At 63.4% G+C, this 18,534-nt stretch carries 20 protein-coding genes; 7 read left to right on the top strand and 13 right to left on the bottom strand.

Annotated features, from left to right (window positions below; all coding sequences use genetic code 11):
* Window positions 1-55: 55 nt before the first annotated feature.
* From IQ25_RS18245 to IQ25_RS18230, 4 genes are read left to right on the top strand one after another with little or no spacing between them, the layout of a single operon-like run.
* Window positions 56-1,000 (top strand): fumarylacetoacetate hydrolase family protein, encoded by a 945-nt coding sequence (locus IQ25_RS18245; protein WP_144907707.1) that lies wholly within the window; start codon window positions 56-58, stop codon window positions 998-1,000.
* The gene (locus IQ25_RS18240) at window positions 993-1,652 is read left to right on the top strand and encodes an EthD domain-containing protein (protein ID WP_144907706.1); all 660 of its coding nucleotides are present in this window, start codon (window positions 993-995) and stop codon (window positions 1,650-1,652) included. The genes IQ25_RS18245 and IQ25_RS18240 overlap by 8 nt, the downstream gene beginning before the upstream one ends.
* 17 nt (window positions 1,653-1,669) lie before the next feature.
* Window positions 1,670-2,182: a cupin domain-containing protein gene (locus IQ25_RS18235; RefSeq protein WP_144907705.1), complete on the top strand. Its 513-nt coding sequence runs from the start codon at window positions 1,670-1,672 to the stop codon at window positions 2,180-2,182.
* On the top strand, window positions 2,182-2,931 hold the full coding sequence (locus tag IQ25_RS18230; protein WP_144907704.1) for an SDR family NAD(P)-dependent oxidoreductase: 750 nt from the start codon (window positions 2,182-2,184) through the stop codon (window positions 2,929-2,931). The genes IQ25_RS18235 and IQ25_RS18230 overlap by 1 nt, the downstream gene beginning before the upstream one ends.
* Before the next feature lie 10 nt (window positions 2,932-2,941).
* On the opposite strand, the gene IQ25_RS18225 is transcribed toward IQ25_RS18230, so the two are convergent.
* Window positions 2,942-4,390, bottom strand: coding sequence for a S8 family serine peptidase (locus tag IQ25_RS18225; protein ID WP_246415535.1), 1,449 nt, complete (start codon window positions 4,388-4,390; stop codon window positions 2,942-2,944).
* Between the two features lie 117 nt (window positions 4,391-4,507).
* Here IQ25_RS18225 and IQ25_RS18220 point away from each other — a divergent pair, with 117 nt between their 5' ends.
* Both IQ25_RS18220 and IQ25_RS18215 read left to right on the top strand, forming a co-directional pair.
* Window positions 4,508-5,083: an RNA polymerase sigma factor gene (locus IQ25_RS18220; RefSeq protein WP_246415534.1), complete on the top strand. Its 576-nt coding sequence runs from the start codon at window positions 4,508-4,510 to the stop codon at window positions 5,081-5,083.
* Entirely contained in the window at window positions 5,080-5,787 is a 708-nt protein-coding gene (locus tag IQ25_RS18215) for an anti-sigma factor family protein (protein WP_144907703.1), read from the top strand. The genes IQ25_RS18220 and IQ25_RS18215 overlap by 4 nt, the downstream gene beginning before the upstream one ends.
* Before the next feature lie 48 nt (window positions 5,788-5,835).
* On the opposite strand, the gene IQ25_RS18210 is transcribed toward IQ25_RS18215, so the two are convergent.
* From IQ25_RS18210 to IQ25_RS18155, 12 genes are all read right to left on the bottom strand, one after another.
* Window positions 5,836-6,993, bottom strand: coding sequence for an OprO/OprP family phosphate-selective porin (locus IQ25_RS18210; RefSeq protein ID WP_144907702.1), 1,158 nt, complete (start codon window positions 6,991-6,993; stop codon window positions 5,836-5,838).
* Window positions 6,990-7,805, bottom strand: coding sequence for a hypothetical protein (locus tag IQ25_RS18205; protein WP_144907701.1), 816 nt, complete (start codon window positions 7,803-7,805; stop codon window positions 6,990-6,992). The genes IQ25_RS18210 and IQ25_RS18205 overlap by 4 nt, the downstream gene beginning before the upstream one ends.
* Window positions 7,802-8,785 carry an ABC transporter transmembrane domain-containing protein gene (locus IQ25_RS18200; protein ID WP_144907700.1) on the bottom strand — a complete coding sequence of 328 codons (984 nt, stop codon included), beginning with the start codon at window positions 8,783-8,785 and terminating at the stop codon, window positions 7,802-7,804. Before IQ25_RS18200 ends, IQ25_RS18205 begins: the two co-directional genes overlap by 4 nt.
* Window positions 8,773-9,897: a P-loop NTPase family protein gene (locus IQ25_RS18195; protein ID WP_144907699.1), complete on the bottom strand. Its 1,125-nt coding sequence runs from the start codon at window positions 9,895-9,897 to the stop codon at window positions 8,773-8,775. Before IQ25_RS18195 ends, IQ25_RS18200 begins: the two co-directional genes overlap by 13 nt.
* An 87-nt stretch (window positions 9,898-9,984) precedes the next feature.
* Window positions 9,985-10,986 carry a hypothetical protein gene (locus tag IQ25_RS21085; protein WP_158637792.1) on the bottom strand — a complete coding sequence of 334 codons (1,002 nt, stop codon included), beginning with the start codon at window positions 10,984-10,986 and terminating at the stop codon, window positions 9,985-9,987.
* Between the two features lie 154 nt (window positions 10,987-11,140).
* Window positions 11,141-11,368: a hypothetical protein gene (locus tag IQ25_RS21080; protein ID WP_158637791.1), complete on the bottom strand. Its 228-nt coding sequence runs from the start codon at window positions 11,366-11,368 to the stop codon at window positions 11,141-11,143.
* 89 nt (window positions 11,369-11,457) lie between these two features.
* A complete protein-coding gene (locus tag IQ25_RS18180; RefSeq protein ID WP_158637790.1) occupies window positions 11,458-12,357 on the bottom strand; it encodes a spore coat protein U domain-containing protein in 900 nt (299 codons plus the stop codon).
* Window positions 12,357-14,579, bottom strand: a complete 2,223-nt coding sequence (locus tag IQ25_RS18175; protein WP_144907696.1) for a fimbria/pilus outer membrane usher protein — start codon at window positions 14,577-14,579, stop codon at window positions 12,357-12,359. Before IQ25_RS18175 ends, IQ25_RS18180 begins: the two co-directional genes overlap by 1 nt.
* A 297-nt stretch (window positions 14,580-14,876) precedes the next feature.
* The gene (locus tag IQ25_RS18170) at window positions 14,877-15,626 is read right to left on the bottom strand and encodes a fimbrial biogenesis chaperone (RefSeq protein WP_144907695.1); all 750 of its coding nucleotides are present in this window, start codon (window positions 15,624-15,626) and stop codon (window positions 14,877-14,879) included.
* Window positions 15,623-16,204, bottom strand: coding sequence for a hypothetical protein (locus tag IQ25_RS18165; protein WP_158637789.1), 582 nt, complete (start codon window positions 16,202-16,204; stop codon window positions 15,623-15,625). Before IQ25_RS18165 ends, IQ25_RS18170 begins: the two co-directional genes overlap by 4 nt.
* On the bottom strand, window positions 16,201-16,698 hold the full coding sequence (locus IQ25_RS18160) for a hypothetical protein (RefSeq protein ID WP_144907693.1): 498 nt from the start codon (window positions 16,696-16,698) through the stop codon (window positions 16,201-16,203). The genes IQ25_RS18165 and IQ25_RS18160 overlap by 4 nt, the downstream gene beginning before the upstream one ends.
* An 82-nt stretch (window positions 16,699-16,780) precedes the next feature.
* A complete protein-coding gene (locus tag IQ25_RS18155; protein ID WP_158637788.1) occupies window positions 16,781-17,287 on the bottom strand; it encodes a spore coat protein U domain-containing protein in 507 nt (168 codons plus the stop codon).
* A gap of 258 nt (window positions 17,288-17,545) precedes the next feature.
* Between IQ25_RS18155 and IQ25_RS18150 the strand changes: the two genes are divergently transcribed.
* Entirely contained in the window at window positions 17,546-18,472 is a 927-nt protein-coding gene (locus IQ25_RS18150; RefSeq protein ID WP_144907691.1) for a hypothetical protein, read from the top strand.
* The last annotated feature ends 62 nt before the right edge of the window (window positions 18,473-18,534 follow it).

The following is an 18,534-nucleotide window of genomic DNA, read 5'->3' as shown; positions in this document are numbered from 1 at the left end:
TGTTCAAGCGCCCTGCCTAACGGCAGGATCAACGAGCTGCGGGGGAAAGAACCATATGCGTCTTGCCACATTGCGTGATGGATCGAAGGACGGTCGGCTCGTCGTCGTCTCGCCCGATGGCGCGGCTTGTATGTCGGCGCCAGCCGCCACGCTGCAGCAGGCGCTCGAGGCATGGACCGAGGTCGAACTGGCCCTGCGAGCGATCGATGACTTCCCCGAACCGCTCGATCCTGCGGCGATCATGGCTCCCCTACCCCGCGCGTGGCAGTGGCTTGATGGCTCGGCCTTCCAGAGCCATGGAGACCTGATGGACGCGGTCCTCGGCATCACCAAGCCCAAGACTGACCTGCCACTGATGTATCAGGGTACGTCCGACAAGTTTTACGGTCCCACAGACCAAGTGAAGTTCCCCGACGAGGCGCTAGACATCGATTTCGAGGGCGAATTCGGCGTGATCGTCGATGCCGTTCCGATGGGGACGAGCGCCGCCGAAGCAATGGGGCACATCCGCCTGATCGTCCAGATCAACGATTGGTCACTGCGCGCATTGGCAGGGCCCGAAATGAAGACCGGCTTCGGCTGGATTCAGGCCAAGCCCCCCTGCGGCATGGCGCCGTTTGCGGTGACGCCCGAGGAGTTGGGCGAAAACTGGCACAACGGGCGCGTCTGCCTCAACCTCAATGTCGACTGGAACGGGCAACGCTTCGGTGCCGCCAATGGCGAACCTATGGGCCAAGGCTTCCACGAACTCGTCGCCCACGCCGCCCGCACCCGCGACCTCGTCGCCGGCACGGTGATTGGATCGGGCACAGTCTCCAATACCAACTTCCGCGAGATCGGATCATCGTGCATTGCCGAGCGACGCGGCATCGAAGTGCTCGACCTAGGCGAGGCAAAAACGCCGTTCATGCGGTTCGGCGATACGGTACGCATGGAAGCAGTGGATCCAAGCGGGCGTGCCCCGTTCGGTGCAATCGAACAGAAGGTGATCCGTGGTTGAAGCTCCCCTGTCCGGCCCGGTGAAGCTGGTGATCCTGCCCCGTACCCGCGCGGGCCTCGACCGAGCCGGGCTGCGCCGTCATCTTGAGACAATCCACGGCCCGATGGTCGTGGCCGAACCGCAAGTTTCGGGCAAGTTCGCAAGCTACGTCCATCACTATACCCTCGATTGCGCTGCCACCCCTGCGTTGGACGAGCGCGACGCTATCACCGTGATCCGCTTCGCTGCGATTGCAGACATGGTCGCTTCCAAGGCCAGCGAAGCCTATCAGAATCGCGTCGGCCCCGATGAGGACAACTTCCGCGAGCTTGCCGGATCGGTCGCCCTCTTCGCAGAAGAATGCGAAGTCGCTCCGGGCGCAGATCAGGCTGAAGCCAAGCTTTTCGTGTTCCGCGACATAGGCGATTTCGATCTCGCCGCCTGGGCGAGCACTTTGGCCGGGTTTGCCACGCGTCCAGGCGTCCGTGGCGTAGTCACCAACCGCGCCCGCATAGCCGATGGCGTTTTCCCTTACGAGCAATTCGACGAGATTGGCCTTGATGCCAACGCTGACATCCCGGCCTGCGTTGAAGCACTCGCCGCACTGGCAGATACGGTGATTGCACCATCTGAGACTCGGCACCTGCTTGCCGAACCTGTCCGCTTCCTCTGAAAACCGGAGTCCCGCCAATGCCCGATCAAATCCTTTCGGATTCCGGCCTCCCCCCCATCCAGCGCGTGGTGACAGGCCATGACGCCAATGGGCGCGCCATATTCAAGTCAGAAGACATCACTCCCACGAAGATGATCCCATCGGGCGATGCCTCGTTCCTGCTGATCTGGACCACGGCGACGGTCCCGGCCGACAACAACGACGAAACCGACGGTCGCCACCGCGAGGCCGGCCTCACGCTGGAGGGCGGTTCGGTCATCCGCATCGTCGACATGCTGCCGGGCAAGGAAAGCCCGATGCACCGCACCAACTCGATCGACTACGGCATTGTCCTTGAAGGCGAGGTCGAACTGGAACTGGACGACGGCGCCAAGCGCACTATCGGCAAGGGTGGGATCATCATCCAACGCGGCACTAACCACTTGTGGCGCAACACAACGGACAAGGTCTGCCGCATCGCCTTCGTCCTGATTGAGGCGCCCGCATACACCCACAACGGACAGCCACTGCCCGAGGACAAGCCGCGCTGATGTTCGACCTGTCGGGCAAGAGAGCCATCGTCACCGGATCCACCCGCGGCATCGGCCGCGCCGTTGCCGAAGCGCTGATTGCGCAAGGCGCTCGCGTGGTGATTTCCAGCGAGGATGTTGTCGACACCGCGCGCGTCGCGGCGGAACTCAAGATGCCCGGCCTTGCTTGTGATGTGGCGGACGACATAGCGCAGAAATCTCTCGTTGATTTCACGCTCGACACGCTCGGCGGCATCGACATTCTGGTCTGCAACGCTGGCATCACCGGCAAGCCCGGCCCCTTTGCGGATGCCGACATGGACGACTACGCCCGCGTCATGGCGATCAACCTGCGCAGCCAGGTCGTCCTGTGCAACCTTGCCCTGCCCCACATCGCAGCTTCAGGCGGCGGCGCGGCAGTGCTGATGGCGAGCCTTTCCTCGCTGCGCGGCAATGGCCGGATCAACACCTATGCTCTGGCCAAGGCGGGCGTTGCCCAGCTCGCCCGCAATCTCGCGGTTGAATGGGGGCCGCAAGGCGTGCGCGTCAACGCGATTTCTCCCGGCTTCATCGCCACCGAACTGTCGCAGCCCCTGCTTGATGATGCCGCCTTCATGGCCCGCCGCATGGCGATGACCCCGCTCCGCCGCCCCGGCACCGTTGCCGAAGTCGCAGGCGCTGCCGTTTTCCTTGCGTCTCCGGCAGGCGCCTTTGTCACGGGTCACAATCTTGTCGTGGACGGCGGCACGCTGATTACCGACGGGTCCTGAAGTCGGGCGATCACTCGACGAGACCAAAACCGTAGATTTCGTCAAACCCCTTGGCGCCCAGATCTTTCGCGGCGTCCTTCAGCTGGTGCCCGCACGCGGCAGTGGTCGTGCCGTTTGCCCTGCACCGGGCAAGCCAGGCCGAGATGACGGGTGTGGCAAACGACGTTCCTGTGAAACGGGCAAAATTGCTCCTGACATCGGCAGCAACCACGTCGACACCATAGGCCGCCACCGCGATGTGGCGCCCGCGCTGGGCGAGACGATAGACGCGGCGATCCTTGTCGACAGCAGTCACCGCAATCACCCCCGGCACGGCAGCGGGGTACGACGGCGGAGCGGTCGGGCCTCCGTTTCCGGCCGCGGCGACCACGACCCTGCCCGAGGCGACGGCATCGCGGATCAGCCGGTCGAGGATGGCATTGCGCGGACCGGCAATGCTCATGTTTATGACCGGCACGTCCTGACGCAGAGTCCAGGCCAGCGCCGAGGCGATGACTTCGGCCGAGGTGTAGGGCCGGTCCGCTGGCCCACGAAAGATGTTGGCGTTGTAGATCGTCGGCCGTCCGGCCGTGGCCAGGAGCGAAGCAACTGCAGTGCCGTGCATGGCGGGAGCCTGCGCAGAAGCGCCATCGCTCCACGCCACGATCCTAGCCGCAGCCAGCGCCTTGTGCGGCGCAATAGCGGTGTCGATCACGCCGACGGCAAATGTGTTGTTCGACCGCGAGGGCATCGCTTTCTCGCGGGTCTTGTGGGGCTTCGAACCAGCGGTCAGGTCCAGTCCGTAATAGTGGACGAGATCGACCGTGGCGCCGGGAGCGAGGGCGCGCAACTGGTCGCGCGCCGCCGTTGCGCTGACGCCATCGGGCGCGGCGAGCCGCAGCATGTCGCGATCGAGCGCTTCGAACCGGACCCGCTCGATGATCTTGAACCCTGCGCGTTGCAACTGCGCCAGCGCGGGTTCGGGCATGTCGAGTGCGAAAACCTCTCCGCGCCGCACGGGGTAGCCGCGCTCGTCATGCTCGGCGCGCTCGCCATCGGCAAGGTCGCGCATCTCGACACTGCTGCCATACTCGCTCTCGCCGCTGGAGTCGGCCTTCTCGGCTAACTTCGCAGCATCTTCGAGCGCATCCTCGGCATCATCAGCAAGGTCCTTTTCGTAGTCAACCTCGGCCTTCTCGGCGTCCTCTGCGGCCTTGACCTCCTCCTTCACGCGATCCGCATCGAGCTTCTGAAGGTCTTCGGCGGCCTTGGCCGGTTCGCGCACCGCTCGTTCCTCGATCCGCGCACGATCGGCCTCGAACCGCGCGGCGCGTTCCTCGGCGCGCTGGGCTGCGCGGTCCTGTTCGCGTTCCAGCCGCTCCTGCGCGCGCGAAGGTTCGGGCGGATCACGATCATGAGGAACCGCCGAAACGGACAGGGAGCTTATTGCAATTCCGGCAAGAATGGCGCGCATGGTCATGGATGCAATCCCGCTTGATACGCGCCGACAACGTCTGCAAGCCTGCGTTATTCCGCCCGTTCCACACAGTCGGCACTTTTTCGTCCGGCACTTTTTTGTAGCGCGTGTGGGGGCGACTTGGAATACCTGACAACGCTGGTCGTTATGGGGGCATGGATGGAACAGGCAGGGCTTGGTGCAGGAGGGATGCGGGCGGCAATCGTCGCCGCGCTCCCGCGCCTGCGCCGATTCTGCCAGGCGATGGCGGGCAATTCCGTCGATGGAGACGATCTGATGCAGGCCACGGTTGAACGGGCGCTGTCGCGCTCCGGCCAGTTCGAGCCCGGGACCCGGCTGGACAGCTGGATGTTCCGGATTGCCCAGAACCTGCACATCGATGGCGCGCGCGCGGCAAAGCGGCGCGGAACAGCTGTGGACGTCGATGCGCTGCATAGCCTTGCCGGTAGCGACGGGCGCGAACTGGTCGAAGGCCGCTCGCAACTGGCAGCGGCCCAGCGCGCCCTGCAGGCCTTGCCCGACGATCAGCGCGTTGTCTTCGTGCTCGTGGTGATCGAGGGGCGCAGCTATCGCGATACGGCCGAGGTGCTGGACCTGCCCATCGGCACAGTGATGAGCCGCCTTGCCCGGGCACGGGGCCGTATTGCCGAAGCTCTTGGCGAAACCCGCGAAAGCAACAAGGATGCCGCACGATGACGCTCTCGCGCGAGGAACGACTGGCCGCATGGCTTGATGGCGAATTGACCGGAGCGGAACTGACGGCTTTCGAAGCCGAGCTTGGCTCCGATCCCGATCTCGCCGCGCTTGCGCAGGAGTGGCAAGGCAATGACAGCCTGATGACCGCCGCCTTTGCGCCGGTGGCTGAAGCGCCGATCGATCCGGCCATGCTCGAGCGGCTGGGGCTGGTCGAGCCGCCTGCGCCCATAGCCGCGAACGACAATTCCCCCTGGTGGCAGCGCCACGCCCTTCCGCTTGGCGGCGCGCTTGCGGCAAGCCTTGTCGCCGTGCTGCTGGTCGCGCCCCGATCGGGCGGGGACGCCCGTGATCCGCTGTCGCAGGCACTGGACCGCACGCCTTCGCTGGCGCAAGCCGACCTGCCCGACGGGCGCAAGATCACGCCGATGCTCACCGCACAGGCAGCAGACGGGCGCTGGTGCCGCGCATTCGGTGACGGCAAGGACGTCGCCATGGCCTGCCGCGATGACAAGGGCGCGTGGATCATCGAAGCCAAAGGCAAAGGCTCTGCGCCTGCCGACAATGCAGAATTTGCCGTGGCATCTGGCGCGGATGATGCTGCGCTGGATGCAGCACAAGCTCGCCTCAAGCTTGCCGATCCGCTTGATGCCACAGCCGAACAGGCGCTTATCGCAAAAGAATGGGGCGGCCACTCCAGCAAGTGACCGCCCCAAAGTCAGGACCTGGCGGAAGCCAACCCGAAAGGGCCCGCTTCAGAAACTGATCTGCGCTCTCAGCACGCCGACACGGTTGATCACCGGCAGTCCACCACTGGGGAAATGGACCCTGTTGTCGGTGTAGGTTGCCAGTACGCGCAGATTGGCGTTGATCGTCCAGATCGCGCTGGCGCTGAGCGCGCGGCCGATGCCGCGATCAAACGTGCCGTCGACGAGATCAAGGCGACTGTAGCGCGCGGCAACCTCGAACGCGCCTGCGCCCTTGCGCCGGTCTGGCCCGCCGAACACGCCCGATGAAGCGCTGTAGTCATGGCGCTGGCCGGTGACGATCCAGCCGACCGAGACGGTCTGGCCGTTGAAGCTGCGATCGGCGAGCAGAGTGCGATGCAGCTTCAGTGCGATCGCCTGCCCCTGCACCAGCACCGGCCCGAACGAGACGGCCACCTCGCCATTCCATGCCGTCAGCTTATCGAGCGAGCCGAGCGTGCCGCTCGACATCACATTGGGCGCAAAGACCGAGCCCGGATCGGCGGTAAAGCGCACGCGCTCGGTGGCCGAAAAGGTGCGCTGTTCACCGCCGATGCCAAAGTGCAGCACGGTGTTGCGCGTGCGTATGGGCGCTATGGTGACTCGTCCGACCACGCCCTTGCCGCGTTCGGTGGTGCGGCCTTCTTCATTTGCCAGCGCATCGGTAAAATAGCCGAGGCTCGCGCTCCAGTGCTTGCCGCCGGTCGACACCGCACCGCCCAGACCAAAACCCCCGGTGAGCGCCGATGCCATCGACCGTTCGGCAAAAGGAGTGACGTTCGAGCTTTGCAGGTCTTCGAGCGAGAACGGCACGATCATGTTGCCACCCTTGATCTCCAGGTTCTTGACCGGCTCGATCGAGGCCCAGACGTTGCGCCAGCCCTTGGCCCCTGCAAACTCGCGATCGACGCGAAAGCGCAGCACATTGGCTACCCGCCCTGAAAGTTCGATGCGGGCGCGGCGCACGTCGCCGCTGGTGGTACCGGTGCGCGGCACATCGGGTTCGTCGAACACGCTGGCATCAAGATGGAGCCGCCCGCCGAGGTTGAGTTCCAGTGGCCCTGCTTCCAGCGTCAGCCCCTTCTCGTCGGCTTTCACCTCCTGCGCATGGGCAGGCAGCGCCAGCAGGGCAACGGCAGGCGCGAGCGCCCGTGCGGTAATCCTCATGTTGCGGGTTCCTCATGAATGGCCCGGCTCGTGCCGAGCAGTTGAAAGACGAGCGGCACGATGCCGAGGTGTACGGCATCGCCGAAAGCGTGGCTGAGGCCGGGGATGACGGTCAGGCTGCCGGGCACACCGGCCTTGCGCATGGCTCGGTGCCAGCGACGGGCACGCTGCAAGCGGTGGACACCCTGCACCGCGTCGATTTCTGAAGAGCGGCGCAGCGCCTTGTCCTGTTGACGGTCAAGCGCGCCGACAATGACCTCGAAACGGACCCGCCGCAGCGACGATCGCTCGATCGCAATTGGCGCGTCAGCGAGCCCGAGCGGCCATGGGGTGTGGCGATCCGGCATCGTGTACCACCCTGCAGCTGCAGCAACGCAGGTTCGCACGCGCTGCGGGTGCAGCATGGCATAGCGGTGGGCGAACTGGGCCCCGCCCGAAAAGCCGAAGAGATCAATCCGTGAGGCGTCGAAGCCGAACCGGCTCGACGCATCGGCCAGAATGTCGGACAGGGCCTCGTCGCATGGCGTTGCACCGGCAGGGTCCAGTACCTGCTGGTACATGCCAAATGTGCGGCGCTCGAAAAGCGGCGCGATGACGGGCACGCCAGCTAACTGAGCCAGTTCGCCGAAGCGCAGGGCAAGTTCTGCCGCATTGCGCGATATGCCGTGGACAACGACCAGTGGCACAGCGTCCCGTCGCAGGGTCTCGGGGGCGACGGCATAGTAGGTACGTCCGGTGCCACCGGGAACTGTGAGGAATTGCGGTAAGGACATTGGCATCGCCATCAGGGGTGTGAGGGGAAGCGCAGTCATGGTTTCTTGGCCCTGCTCTCAGGCTCGGCGCTTCGGGCAGCCGTGGCGAAATCGACCAGGACGGCACTCGCGGCGATTGGGGTGGCTGCTCTGCGATCATTGGGCAGGCGCATCAGGCGGTGGATACGACGAGCGGAAATGCGCGCCGGAATCCACAGTTCTGCCGCCCGGGCGAGGTCCGACAGTGCGAGGCCTGCCGTGCCGATCACGACAATGGTCCCTGAAACATGCCCACCATTCAACAGCACGATCAGCAGGATCAGGCTGGTCACGAGGTGGGGCAGCCCGCGAAGCGATCCGGTGAACCAGGCGCGGCGCAAGGCCGCACGATTGAGCGCATCGCTGCGCCGTTTGAGCCGCCGCATTTCGGCACGCTCGTTCGCAGCGGGGGCTTGGGATGCCGCATGGGCAATCCGGTCTGAAGCAAAGGCAGAAAGGCGTCCGCGCACGCGCCGCACTTCGCGAACGGTTCGGGTGAGCGGGCGCAGCAGTGCTGCTCCACTGGCAATGCCCATTGCCAGCATCGCGCCGATCCAGCCTGCCATTGCGGGCGATTGCCACGCCGCCCAAGCCAACAGGGCAAAGAGCAGCACCGGCGCGGTCACCGCGCGCGGCAGGCCATCGCTCCACCACTGCCGCCGGGCCGAAAGATCGCCGACGAAGACTTGCAGCATTGCGCCGTGGCGCTGGCGGGCAACGTCGGCGCGATCAGCCCGCAGAACTCGTCGGAACAGTCTTGCGCGAACTTGCGCAACCTCCTGCCAGCCAATGGCCTCGCATAGTCGCCGCCGCAACACTTCCAGCGCGAACGTCAAGACAAGCGCTGCCACCGCAAGACTGATCGTTCCAGGCTCGACAGGCCCTTGCCCGGCGCGATGCACGAGCGCCGCGCCGACAAGCGTCGCGCCTGCTTGTGCCGCAGCAACCGCAACGGGCAGCGCCATTCGCATCGCGGGAATGCGCGCGGTCAGGCGACGCACGAGACCTCTCCGCCAGCAAAGCAGATCTTCGGCGCAGTGACCGCATCGCGCAGATCGGCGAGCGAAAGAACCTGCCGCCCCAGCGCCGCTTCGGCCTCGCGCTGCGCCAGCGGCGACGCGCTGAGCAGACCGGAAACACCGAGCACCCTGTGCCCCGCGTCGAGCAGCCACTGGTGTCCAGCTACAGCCCCCATGGCATCGCCTGCGGCAAACAGCACGCCATGGAGAACATCTCGCAAGCGTGGCGATCGCAGCAGGGCGCCGGTCTCGCGCTGGAGAAGTCCATCCGCCACTTCCACCACGACCACGTCCGGCTTTTCGGCCGCGCTGTGCGCAATGAGTGACAGCGCCACGCTTTCGATCCGGTCGTGACCGAGCCCCGCAGTAGAGGCGTGGCCATGGTCGGTAAAATCGAGCACCGAGCGGGCACCTGCATCAAGCATGGTCCACAGATCACCGCCGGAGCCGGTACCGGTCACCTTGGTCGCGGCAACCGTAAGACCTGCACGCGACAGTCCGTGGATCAGTCCTGCTGCAGCAGTGGTCTTCCCGGCATTCATGGAGGTCCCGACAACCGCCACCACCGGAGGCAGCGCCGCCTTGGCGGTCAGACGTGGAAGCCCGAACCGCGCGAGATTGAGCACCTTGCCAGCGTCATCGGCGAGCAGGCCGACAGGTTCGATGCGGGTCGCGGCGCGAATCTTCGCGTGGCGGCTGATTACCGTGCCCGCAACGCCTCCTCCGGCAACCAGATCGCAGGCTGAAAGGTCCTCGGGCACAATGGCCTCGAACTGGTCTGGTGCGTAGCGCTCGCCATAGGAGACGATGATTTCGTCGCCTTCATAAAGCTGGGCGCGGCGACCGTGCGGCGATTCAAGCTTCTGGTGCTGGCCGAGCTGGATCACGCGGGCGAGAACGAGATCTCCGGCGCGCGGCCGCAGATCGGAGCGTAACCGCGTCGCCAGTTCCAGATCGACCCGGCGCGTGGTGAAAGCCCGCTTGGCCGCCTCACGCCGGTCTTCGCGCAGCAATCGCCCCTTACGCAAGATGTCGGCGGATCGCTCGCCATCTGTGCCCAGCAAGCTTTTGAGCGTTCGCAGGTCCTGCAGCATCGTTGGTCACCCCTTTCCATCCAATCGGGGCGACAACGACGGCTGTTCGAGCTTATTCCTTCCCTGCCAAAATTCTTTTCGGTCGCATCAGTTCAGGCGCCAGCTCAAAGAGAGACCGCCTGCAAAATCAGTGCTGCGAGCGTTGAATCCGGTCGAACCGAACACCTGCAGGCGCAGCTTGCGCGTGAGGCCGAAGTTGACCCAGCCGGTCGCCTCGCTGCTGGCAATGCGACCAGGCGTTGCCGATTCCTGCCAGTCATAGTCTGCGCCCACTATCGTGCCACCGGGCAGACGATAGCTCACGCCGCCGCCCGCGCCCCATGTATCGCGCAAGGTCGATCCGGCCGGCTTGCCGAGGAAACGGTAGCGCGCTCCGGCAAAGAGGCTGAACCGGCCAATGTCCTGCACCAGATCACCGCTCACGGTCACGTCAGCCTTGCCTGTGCCGAGCCGTTTGCTCCGCGATGCCGTTGGCAGCTTGAGCCGCGTGCCGAGATCGAACCAGGTCGACCGGCCAAGCTCGAGCGAGTAGCCTAGTGCCACCGAGACATCGCCCAGTCCGCCACGGCTGTTGGACAGCGCAGTACCGGGCGACGGCGGCACGATCACTCCGCCGCTGCCACTGTCGTCATCGCCGCCAGAAGATCCGGAACCGCCGGAGCCTGAGCCACCCGAGCCAGAACTGTCCGAACCGGAGTTCGAACCTGAACTTCCCGATCCTGAACTTGAAGAGTCGTCACTCCCGCCACTGCTCCCGCCATCATCGCCCGTGGTGCCAAGATCGCCGAATCCGGCATCGCGCCCCTGCGGCGTGTCGAGAATGCTTCCCGGACCGTCGATGTGGACCCACGGCACCGAGACACGGATCGAGAAGCCGCCTTTGCGATACTTGAGCGCAACCGGTGCAGAGACGACCTTGGTCGATTGCGTGTCGCCATAGTCGCCTTCAGAGTAGTTCACGCCGACGCTTGCACGCCACACGCCCGGATCTTCCGCCGCGTTCGCAGGCGGCGCTTCCTGCGCAGCGGCAACATTCGCAGACATTGTCGCCGCCGCCAGTATCGAGCTTGCGACCAGTGCATTTCTCATGTGTGCGCCCCTCCATTCGCCTGTGCCGATCCAGACACAGCCGCACCTAACGTTCCCCACGGGGCTTTATTCCCCAGGCAAGGGCGCGGATCAACAAATGAAGAAGTTTTCGGCCTGCGCCCGGCAGGCGCCTACGTTATCATGCGATGTCAGCCTAAGGAGCGATCGACCTGACGATGACGCCCTGCCCTGCCTGCAGTTCCGGCTTGACGATAAGCTCGGAAGCAGGGGGCATCCCTTTGCGGTTACAGTTGAAGCGGCCGTCAGCAACCAGCTTGCAGACGACCGGCACCTCTACCCTCACGACAATCGCGATAGTATCAGCGTACGCAACCGACGGCGCGCATGTCACGCCTAGCAGCAGAAGCGGGATCAGGCGCACGACGCACACTCCTTCGTAAGACGAAGGCTTGTCTACGCGGAAGACCTGCTCGACAGCTTAGTCAGAGGCTGCGGAAAACTGCTTAGTGATCAGGGCACGACGTCGACGGTGAGCACATCCTGATAGGTTCCGGCGGGCAAACCCGTCGTGGCCCCGGTCAAAGTGATGGCCAGCGGCAGGTTCGTGCCGTCAATCGTGCGGGCTGGGTTGACGTTGATCGACTTTGGGCCGGTAGACAGGTTGAGCGCAGTGCTATTCAGCGAGAGAGAATAAGCGACCGTCGACTGGAAGGTCGTGCCGATACGCTTCAGGCTGCCCGAGTTCACGCTGGTAACGGTTATACTGACGGCTGCAGTCGATCGCACCTGCACGAACGCGTTGCGCACGGCGTTCTGCGCCAGTTCGCCAAAGTCGAGCGTGGTGATCGCAAATGTGCCGAAGGTTCCGGAACTACCGGCAATATTGACCTGGCTCTTGCTCGGCACGGTAACGGTCACCAGCATGGTCAGGGTTGTCACCTGTCCACTCTGCGCCGACATGAGCGTCCCGTTATCGACGAACCGGATCGTGATGGTATCGGTATAAGTGCCTGCGTTGACGACCTGCGATGCGGCTATCTTGAAGGTCAGTGTCTGTTGGACCGACTGATTGTTGGCAGAAGTGATGCCAAGAAAAGCCGTTGAACTGTTCTGATAGATCGAACCGCCCGGATTGTTGATCGTGTAGGCGAGGGTCGATCCCGACGACGTCACGACCCGGTTGGGTGATGTTCCCGATCCGGTAATGTTGAGGCCCGGCGCGCAGGATCCGGTCCGGTTTGTGGTTACCGTTGCGGTGACGGTTGCCTCTCCGGAAAACGGATCATAGCTGACGCTGGGTGGCGTTCCCGCCGTCAATGCGCCGTTGCAGGCGGCATGGGCCGGCACAGACACGAGCAGCGCAACGAAGGCTGCCGCAAGAAGCCCCGACAGCCGCCGGACACTTGCCATCATCGCGAAGCCTTTCCTGGACGAAGTTGCAACTGTCCAAGCGCAATCGTGTTTTCGCCGTCCTTCGGCACGACAACCGGAATGCGCCAGGCGCCATTGTCGCCAAAGCGCAGTTCGTAACGGCCCGGAGCGAGCCCGGTGGCGACGAAGCGGCCATTGCGATTTGTGAACACAAGGATGGGGGCGTCGTTCGGCCGGTCTAGCGAGACCAGCGTTCCGCCTAGCTGCGCCAGAGGCTGGCCGTTGGAGTCCAGCGCTACGCCCATCACCACACGCGACGCATCCGAGCCGACGGTCACCGCAAAGCCTGAAACCGGCGCAGGCTTCATCTGGTACTCGCCCGGACCGATGTCGTACCCGGCAGGCAGACGGTCCACATCGACCTTGATCCGGCTGGGCACGTAGGGTGAGCCAAGACCGACAAGAGCGGGACGTCCCGCCTTGGCTTGCGCCTGCGGGTGATCGCGCAAGGCACCGTCGCTTACGCTGAGCTTGGAGCCACGCAGCGTCGGATGCGGAGAGACGATGGCAAAGCGCGGGCCAACCGGCCGCCCAAAGGCCACTTTGCCACCTGCGGTCGCGATCTGCGTGGCAACGGTATACTGCGTTTCCTGACTGGTGCCACCGCCAAGACCACTGGAGTGGAAGATGCGGTGGTCCAGGCCCAGACGAACGTCATGGCCGTTGAAGATGGCCTGGCCTGTCGCGTTGGCGCTGCCATCGGTGCGCTCCACCCCCGCACGGATGCCAATGGTTCCTATTTCATCGCGTGCGAAGCGGGCGTATTCCACGCGGGCCGTGTTACCGCGGCTGTCGAAGCTGGTTCGCAGGTCCTGAGAGCGCCCGAGCCGCATCGTCGCGGTGACGAGCAGACGATCGTCGCGCTTTGCGTTGCTGGTGTCTATGCGATCATAGCTGCCGGTAAGGTCGAAGCGGCCCCAGGATTTGCGCAGTTGCACCGAGGCCTGTCGGCGGTCTGGTTCGTTGCCTCGGCCGACGGAACGAATGTAGCTTATCCCACCGCTGAAACCGCCCGCCAGATTTGCCGTTGCGCGGGCCTGTAAGAGCGACTTCACGGGGTTGGTGAAGAGCTGGTCCAATTGCGCAAAATCGCGGCTGGTAGCGCGCCAGTCGACATTGAGGCGCACTTGATGGAATGGGCCGAGATCGCCGAACTGGCTTTCGTAACCAAGGAGGAAGGCCCGACCGGTGCGGCCCTTGGCCCGGCTGAAGCTGGCGAGACCCGAGAAGGAGCCGAGGCCGGTGGCGAAGACGCCTTCGACACCGCCCATCGCCATGTCCTTGCCGACCTGGAAGTTGCCGCCCAGCGTCAACTGATTGCTCAGCCCGTAGCGCACCCAGCCGCTAACGCCGGGTGATGACGACCGGTACCGTGCGCCAAGGCCCGACAGGTTTTCCAGCAACCCCGCGGTGAAGTTGAAGTCGAGAAGGCCCTTGGCAAGCAATTGGGCGGTGTAGAACTGCGAGAACGAGGTCAGCAGTCGGCGGCCCTGTTCGTCTTGCACGTAAAGCTCGACCTGGTTGAGCCCATTCAGGAACGGCAGGTCGTTGAGATCATACTTGCCCGGCTGCAACTGAAGCGAGCGGACCACCGCTCCATTGACCACGACATCGATGGTCGAAGGGCGATCGAGCACGAAGCTGGTCTGGCCCGAAGGACGGATGTTGCGCAGCGGCTGCAGTTCGTTCCAGGCACGCTGAACGCTGATGCCGCCGATCAGCGGTGCCGTCTGAAACCCTACCGGCTGCGGGGCGACATCGCCGATGGTGGTTCGCACGGCCTTGTCAGCCAGATCGAAGACCAGCTGGCTGTTGCCGCGCCGGAGCTTGCGGGTGGCGCCATCATAGGTGTGCTGGCTGAACAGGAACACACCCGACGCGCCGCCGATGTTGGCGGCTAGGTCGGCGCTGGCCTGAACCGGCTTGAACCCATCGGGCTCTGAGGGCGACTGCCAGACATGCCGCTGCGAAAGCAACAGCGTAGCACTGGCGGAGAAACCGGCCGAGGGCAGGAAGTCACGCTCGTCCCAGCCTTGGCCTGCGTCGGCGGATAGTGCCATCCGGCCTTGCGCATCGAGCGGAACAGAGACGTGCAGTTCCAGCGTTTCGCTGTCAAAGCGCACGTCAATGCCTAGCCGATTGAGCACGGCAATGTCGATCGAGACCGGTGACGTTGCCGAACTTATCAGCAGATCACGCATCTCCGGCGATATCTGCGGCCCCAAGAGGCTGATGAACTGACTGGTCCAGACCGCGACGCGGTCGCCCTCTATCGCAACAGGAACATCGCCACGATACACCCCCTCGTAGATGAGCGGGATGGTGAGCCGAGAAGCGGGCGATTGCGCAGAAAGGGCATCCTCTGGCTGGGCGTGCGCCGCTGTCGCCCCGAAAAACGCAGCCGACGCCGCGCTCAGAAGCAAGAGCGCGCGAAGGTCACATTTCTTGGAGGGAGACGTGGTGATCACCAGATGTCCAGACCAGCTTTCAGTGTGCTATCAAGCGGTCGGATCTGCGTATTCGAACGCGATCTCGCCGCTGGCTGGCACATCCGCAATGCGAATGACCCGGTCCTTGCCAGGGAAAAGCCAGACAGTACGCAGCGCCCCTCGCCAGGCTTCGTCAGATAGCGGCTTGCCGCCGATCATCACTTTTGAAGAAACGAGATTGGCGTAGCGGGAACCGCTGTTACGCAGCCGCAGCTCAAGCCCCTTGGCGTCGCGCACCGAAGAAACCAGTTCGACTTCGGGCTTGGCACCTTCAGGCACGATGCTGGCCATGGTCGAAAAATTGAAGACCATCTGAACACCGGATTCCTTCTGGTCCGGCAACGCAACCGGCACCTGCTTTACCGTGACGAGGTAGGTCTCCGATTGCTTGAGATCGGCCTTCCCGACGTATTGCACGCGCACGGCCTGGACCTTGCCAGGCTGCACCACCGCCTGCAGCGGGAAGACGACGAAATCGTCGTCCGCAGGCGTGCGGCTTTCTACGGCATTTTCATCGAACGAGCGCTTCTCCACCTCGAGCTCGATGGTCAGAGGTTTTTCACCGTCGTTGCGCACGCGGATGATCGTGGCCGCTCCTGCACCGGCAGGCTTGAGGTCGTAGATCATCGGTGAAACCTGATAGGCCTGCACTGCCGCCACCGGGATTAAGAGCCCAAGACAGATGGCCGCCGCAAGGCTGCTACGAAGCAAAGGGCGAACCTTTTGCGAGCACCTGGCGAGCGCGCGGGCGATCGTCATGGGGTAACCTCCATAAATATTGTGTCGGCAAAGGTGCCGGGGGGTGGAGTGGGGCCAAGAAAACGGATGGCCACTTCGGTCGAGCGGGGCTGCAGTGGGCTCGATTGCGGCAGAACGGAGACGAGCGGATCGCCTGCCGAGCCAGGGCGGCCGACAACCGTACCGCCAACACGCAGTTCGTAGGCGAGCCCAGCCGGAAGAGCCAAGGCCACCGCACCCTCGGGAACGAGCGTGCCGCTGTTCTGACTCCAGAAGCGAACGGCAGGACGCCCCGAGTAATTACAGGCAATGTCGGGTAGCGAAAGACGCTGCCACCCACGGGAAAGCGGGTCCAGAGTCGAGACCTGAGCGGACGTAACGCGGCAATCGCGCGGCGCGTCGGCGCGGATCTGGATGACGAGCGCGGTCTGTCCCTCCTGCGGCACCGCTTGCGCTGACGCAGGATGGGTCCCGACCGTGAGCATGGCCAGGACCAAGGCCAGTGGCAGGAGATTGAAGGAAGCGCGCTTCATCTGGACGCGACGAGGCAACGTGCCATGCCTTGCGACACCACGCGTTGCCTCGTCATGCTCGATCACGGAGCGATCGTGAAGGTCAGAACGTCGGCATAGGCACCGGCGTAGAGCAGGTTGCTGGGAAGGTTCAAAGCCAGCGTCGCTGCCGTCTGAGTGTTCGAAGCCGTCACGGCATTCGTTCCGACAACGCTCGCAGCCGTAGAGAGGGTGCTGGCGTTAGTACCGCTGGTGGCGGAGGTGACGCCGTTGCCAAAAGCGATCTTGTAGTCGACCGTCGTCGCACCGTTGAATGCGGCGGTTGCGTCAGGCTTCAGTCCGCCATTCGTGCTGGCGACAGTCACGGTCGGCGAGCCGATGAAGTTGCATTCGTAGTTGATGGTGCCCGTGGTGTTCGGGGCCGTGTTGCTCAGCGTCAGGTTCGAAACTGCAGTGCCGAAAAAGCAGCGCTGCGCCAGCGATGCATCGACATTGACGGTGACTTGCTGATCGGTAGCCGCCTGGGCCGGAGCGGCCGCAGCCACAAGCGCCAGGATCGAAAGCGACAGAATCTTCTTCATTTCCATTCCCTCTGTTCGTTGTGCCGACCGGGTTGCCCGGGCGACGCGGTATCCAGGCGCGGCCTGAATTCGGTTGACCCCTTCACGGGGAAATGCTGATCGTGATCACGTCGCGGTACGTCCCGGCCACCTTGCCATTGGTCGCTCCGGCACTGACCGCGAGTGTAAGATTGGCGGACCGCGCCGTTCCCGGCGCTACAGCGGCCAATTGCGCAGAGACACTTCCGGTGCCGGCGCTCACGCTGTTGAATGATGAAGTTCCGGCGATCGGCCAACTGATGGTGTAACCGATAAGGTCGGTACCTCCGTCGCGCTTGAGCCCGCTGTTGCCGCTCGACAGAGAAATCGTTGGGCCCGTATCGGCGAGATTGCAGGTGACGGTGACAGAGCCAACCGAGCCTGATTTGCCACCAGTGACGTCGCCAAGACTGAGCGTCGAAGAGGTTCCGCCAATCGTGCAGGCCGAAGATACAGTTCCACCAAGCGTCAGTTGGGCGCTCGCAGCGTGGGCGAAGGCCGGGACCATGCACAATGGGACGGAAGAGAGCCCCACTCTTCCCCACGCAATGATCCAAGGCTTGCTAAACAAGACTCCACCTCTCCCCGAACTTGGACTAAGTATTTAGACTTACGGGAATGTAAATAAATAAATTCCCACTTGTAACGTAACGTGAAATATTATTAAAAAAATCCGGTATCTTCGTGGACATTTAAATATTTTTTATAATCCTTTGATACGTTCCATGATATTCCTTCCGTTTAACAGTAACTTAACTAAAGTTAATGCTGAAATTCTGCTGTCGATCAAAGGACGTTTGTGGAAACACTCATCGTAGTAGGTGGCGGCTTGGCAGCTGCACTTGTCGGCCTGGCCAATCAGAGGCTGGCCGGGCAGAGGCGCATCGTGCTGATAGAAGAACGCCATCGCTTCGGCGGCGGGCCGGTGCAGCCTTTCTTCACCGATTCCGTCAGCAAAGAAGGCATGGACCTGCTTGCCGATGCCGTCGTCAAGGAATGGTCAGGTTACATGGTCTGTGAACGCAGGACCGTGTTGCCGGACGATACTGTCCTGAACCACATTCCGCGTCCGATCTGCGTGATAGCTCCGGAACAACTGCACGCGGATCTTGTCACGTTCATGCCGCCAGAAGACTTGCATCTCCACGCGGATCTTGGACTGCTGTCCATCGGTCGGACAACCGTCGACGTGAGTGGCCTTACAATCGCAGGTGACGCCGTGTTGGACCTGCGCTCGAGAGGGCGGATTTCATCCGCTGCGCGTATCGAGATCGAGATTGGCAGTCACCTCCCGGAGACGAGCATCGATCTGTCGATGCCCGTGCTGGCAGACTATAGCGTCGAAACGACGGGCCTGATGCAGTACTTTCCGATGTCCCCGCACTGGCTCATCATGCGACGGATGCGTTACCTGGCTGACGGTGATCCCGGATCATCGCGCAATCAGCAAGGACCGGCGCAGGATGCAGAAGCAACGCGGCGCAGCACGTTCATGTTCGACTCCCCTGCCCTGCCAATCCCGTTTGCTGTTCCATCCGCATTATTGCCGTCCGAAGTCCCAGGCGCGGTTGCTCTGGCCCTTGCAATCGCGGCATGCCCCAAGGTCACGCCAGAGGCTCTGAGAGAAATGCTGGCCAATCTCGCCGTATCGCACCAGCGCGAAGGTGCGGCTCGCCTGCAGGGATTGAAGCTCCTGGCACAAGCCGAGCAGGATGATCTTCCTTTCGCCGCTGTAACTCTCGCAGATCGCCTATGACCATTGCCCCGAGCCTGTTCTGGCGTGCAATCCTGCCAAGGATTGCGTCGCCGGATCGCACA

The organism is Novosphingobium taihuense (genome assembly GCF_007830315.1).
Lineage (GTDB): Bacteria > Pseudomonadota > Alphaproteobacteria > Sphingomonadales > Sphingomonadaceae > Novosphingobium > Novosphingobium taihuense.
Note: the sequence above shows the minus strand (reverse complement) of the source record. Positions and strands in the feature narration are given on the sequence as shown.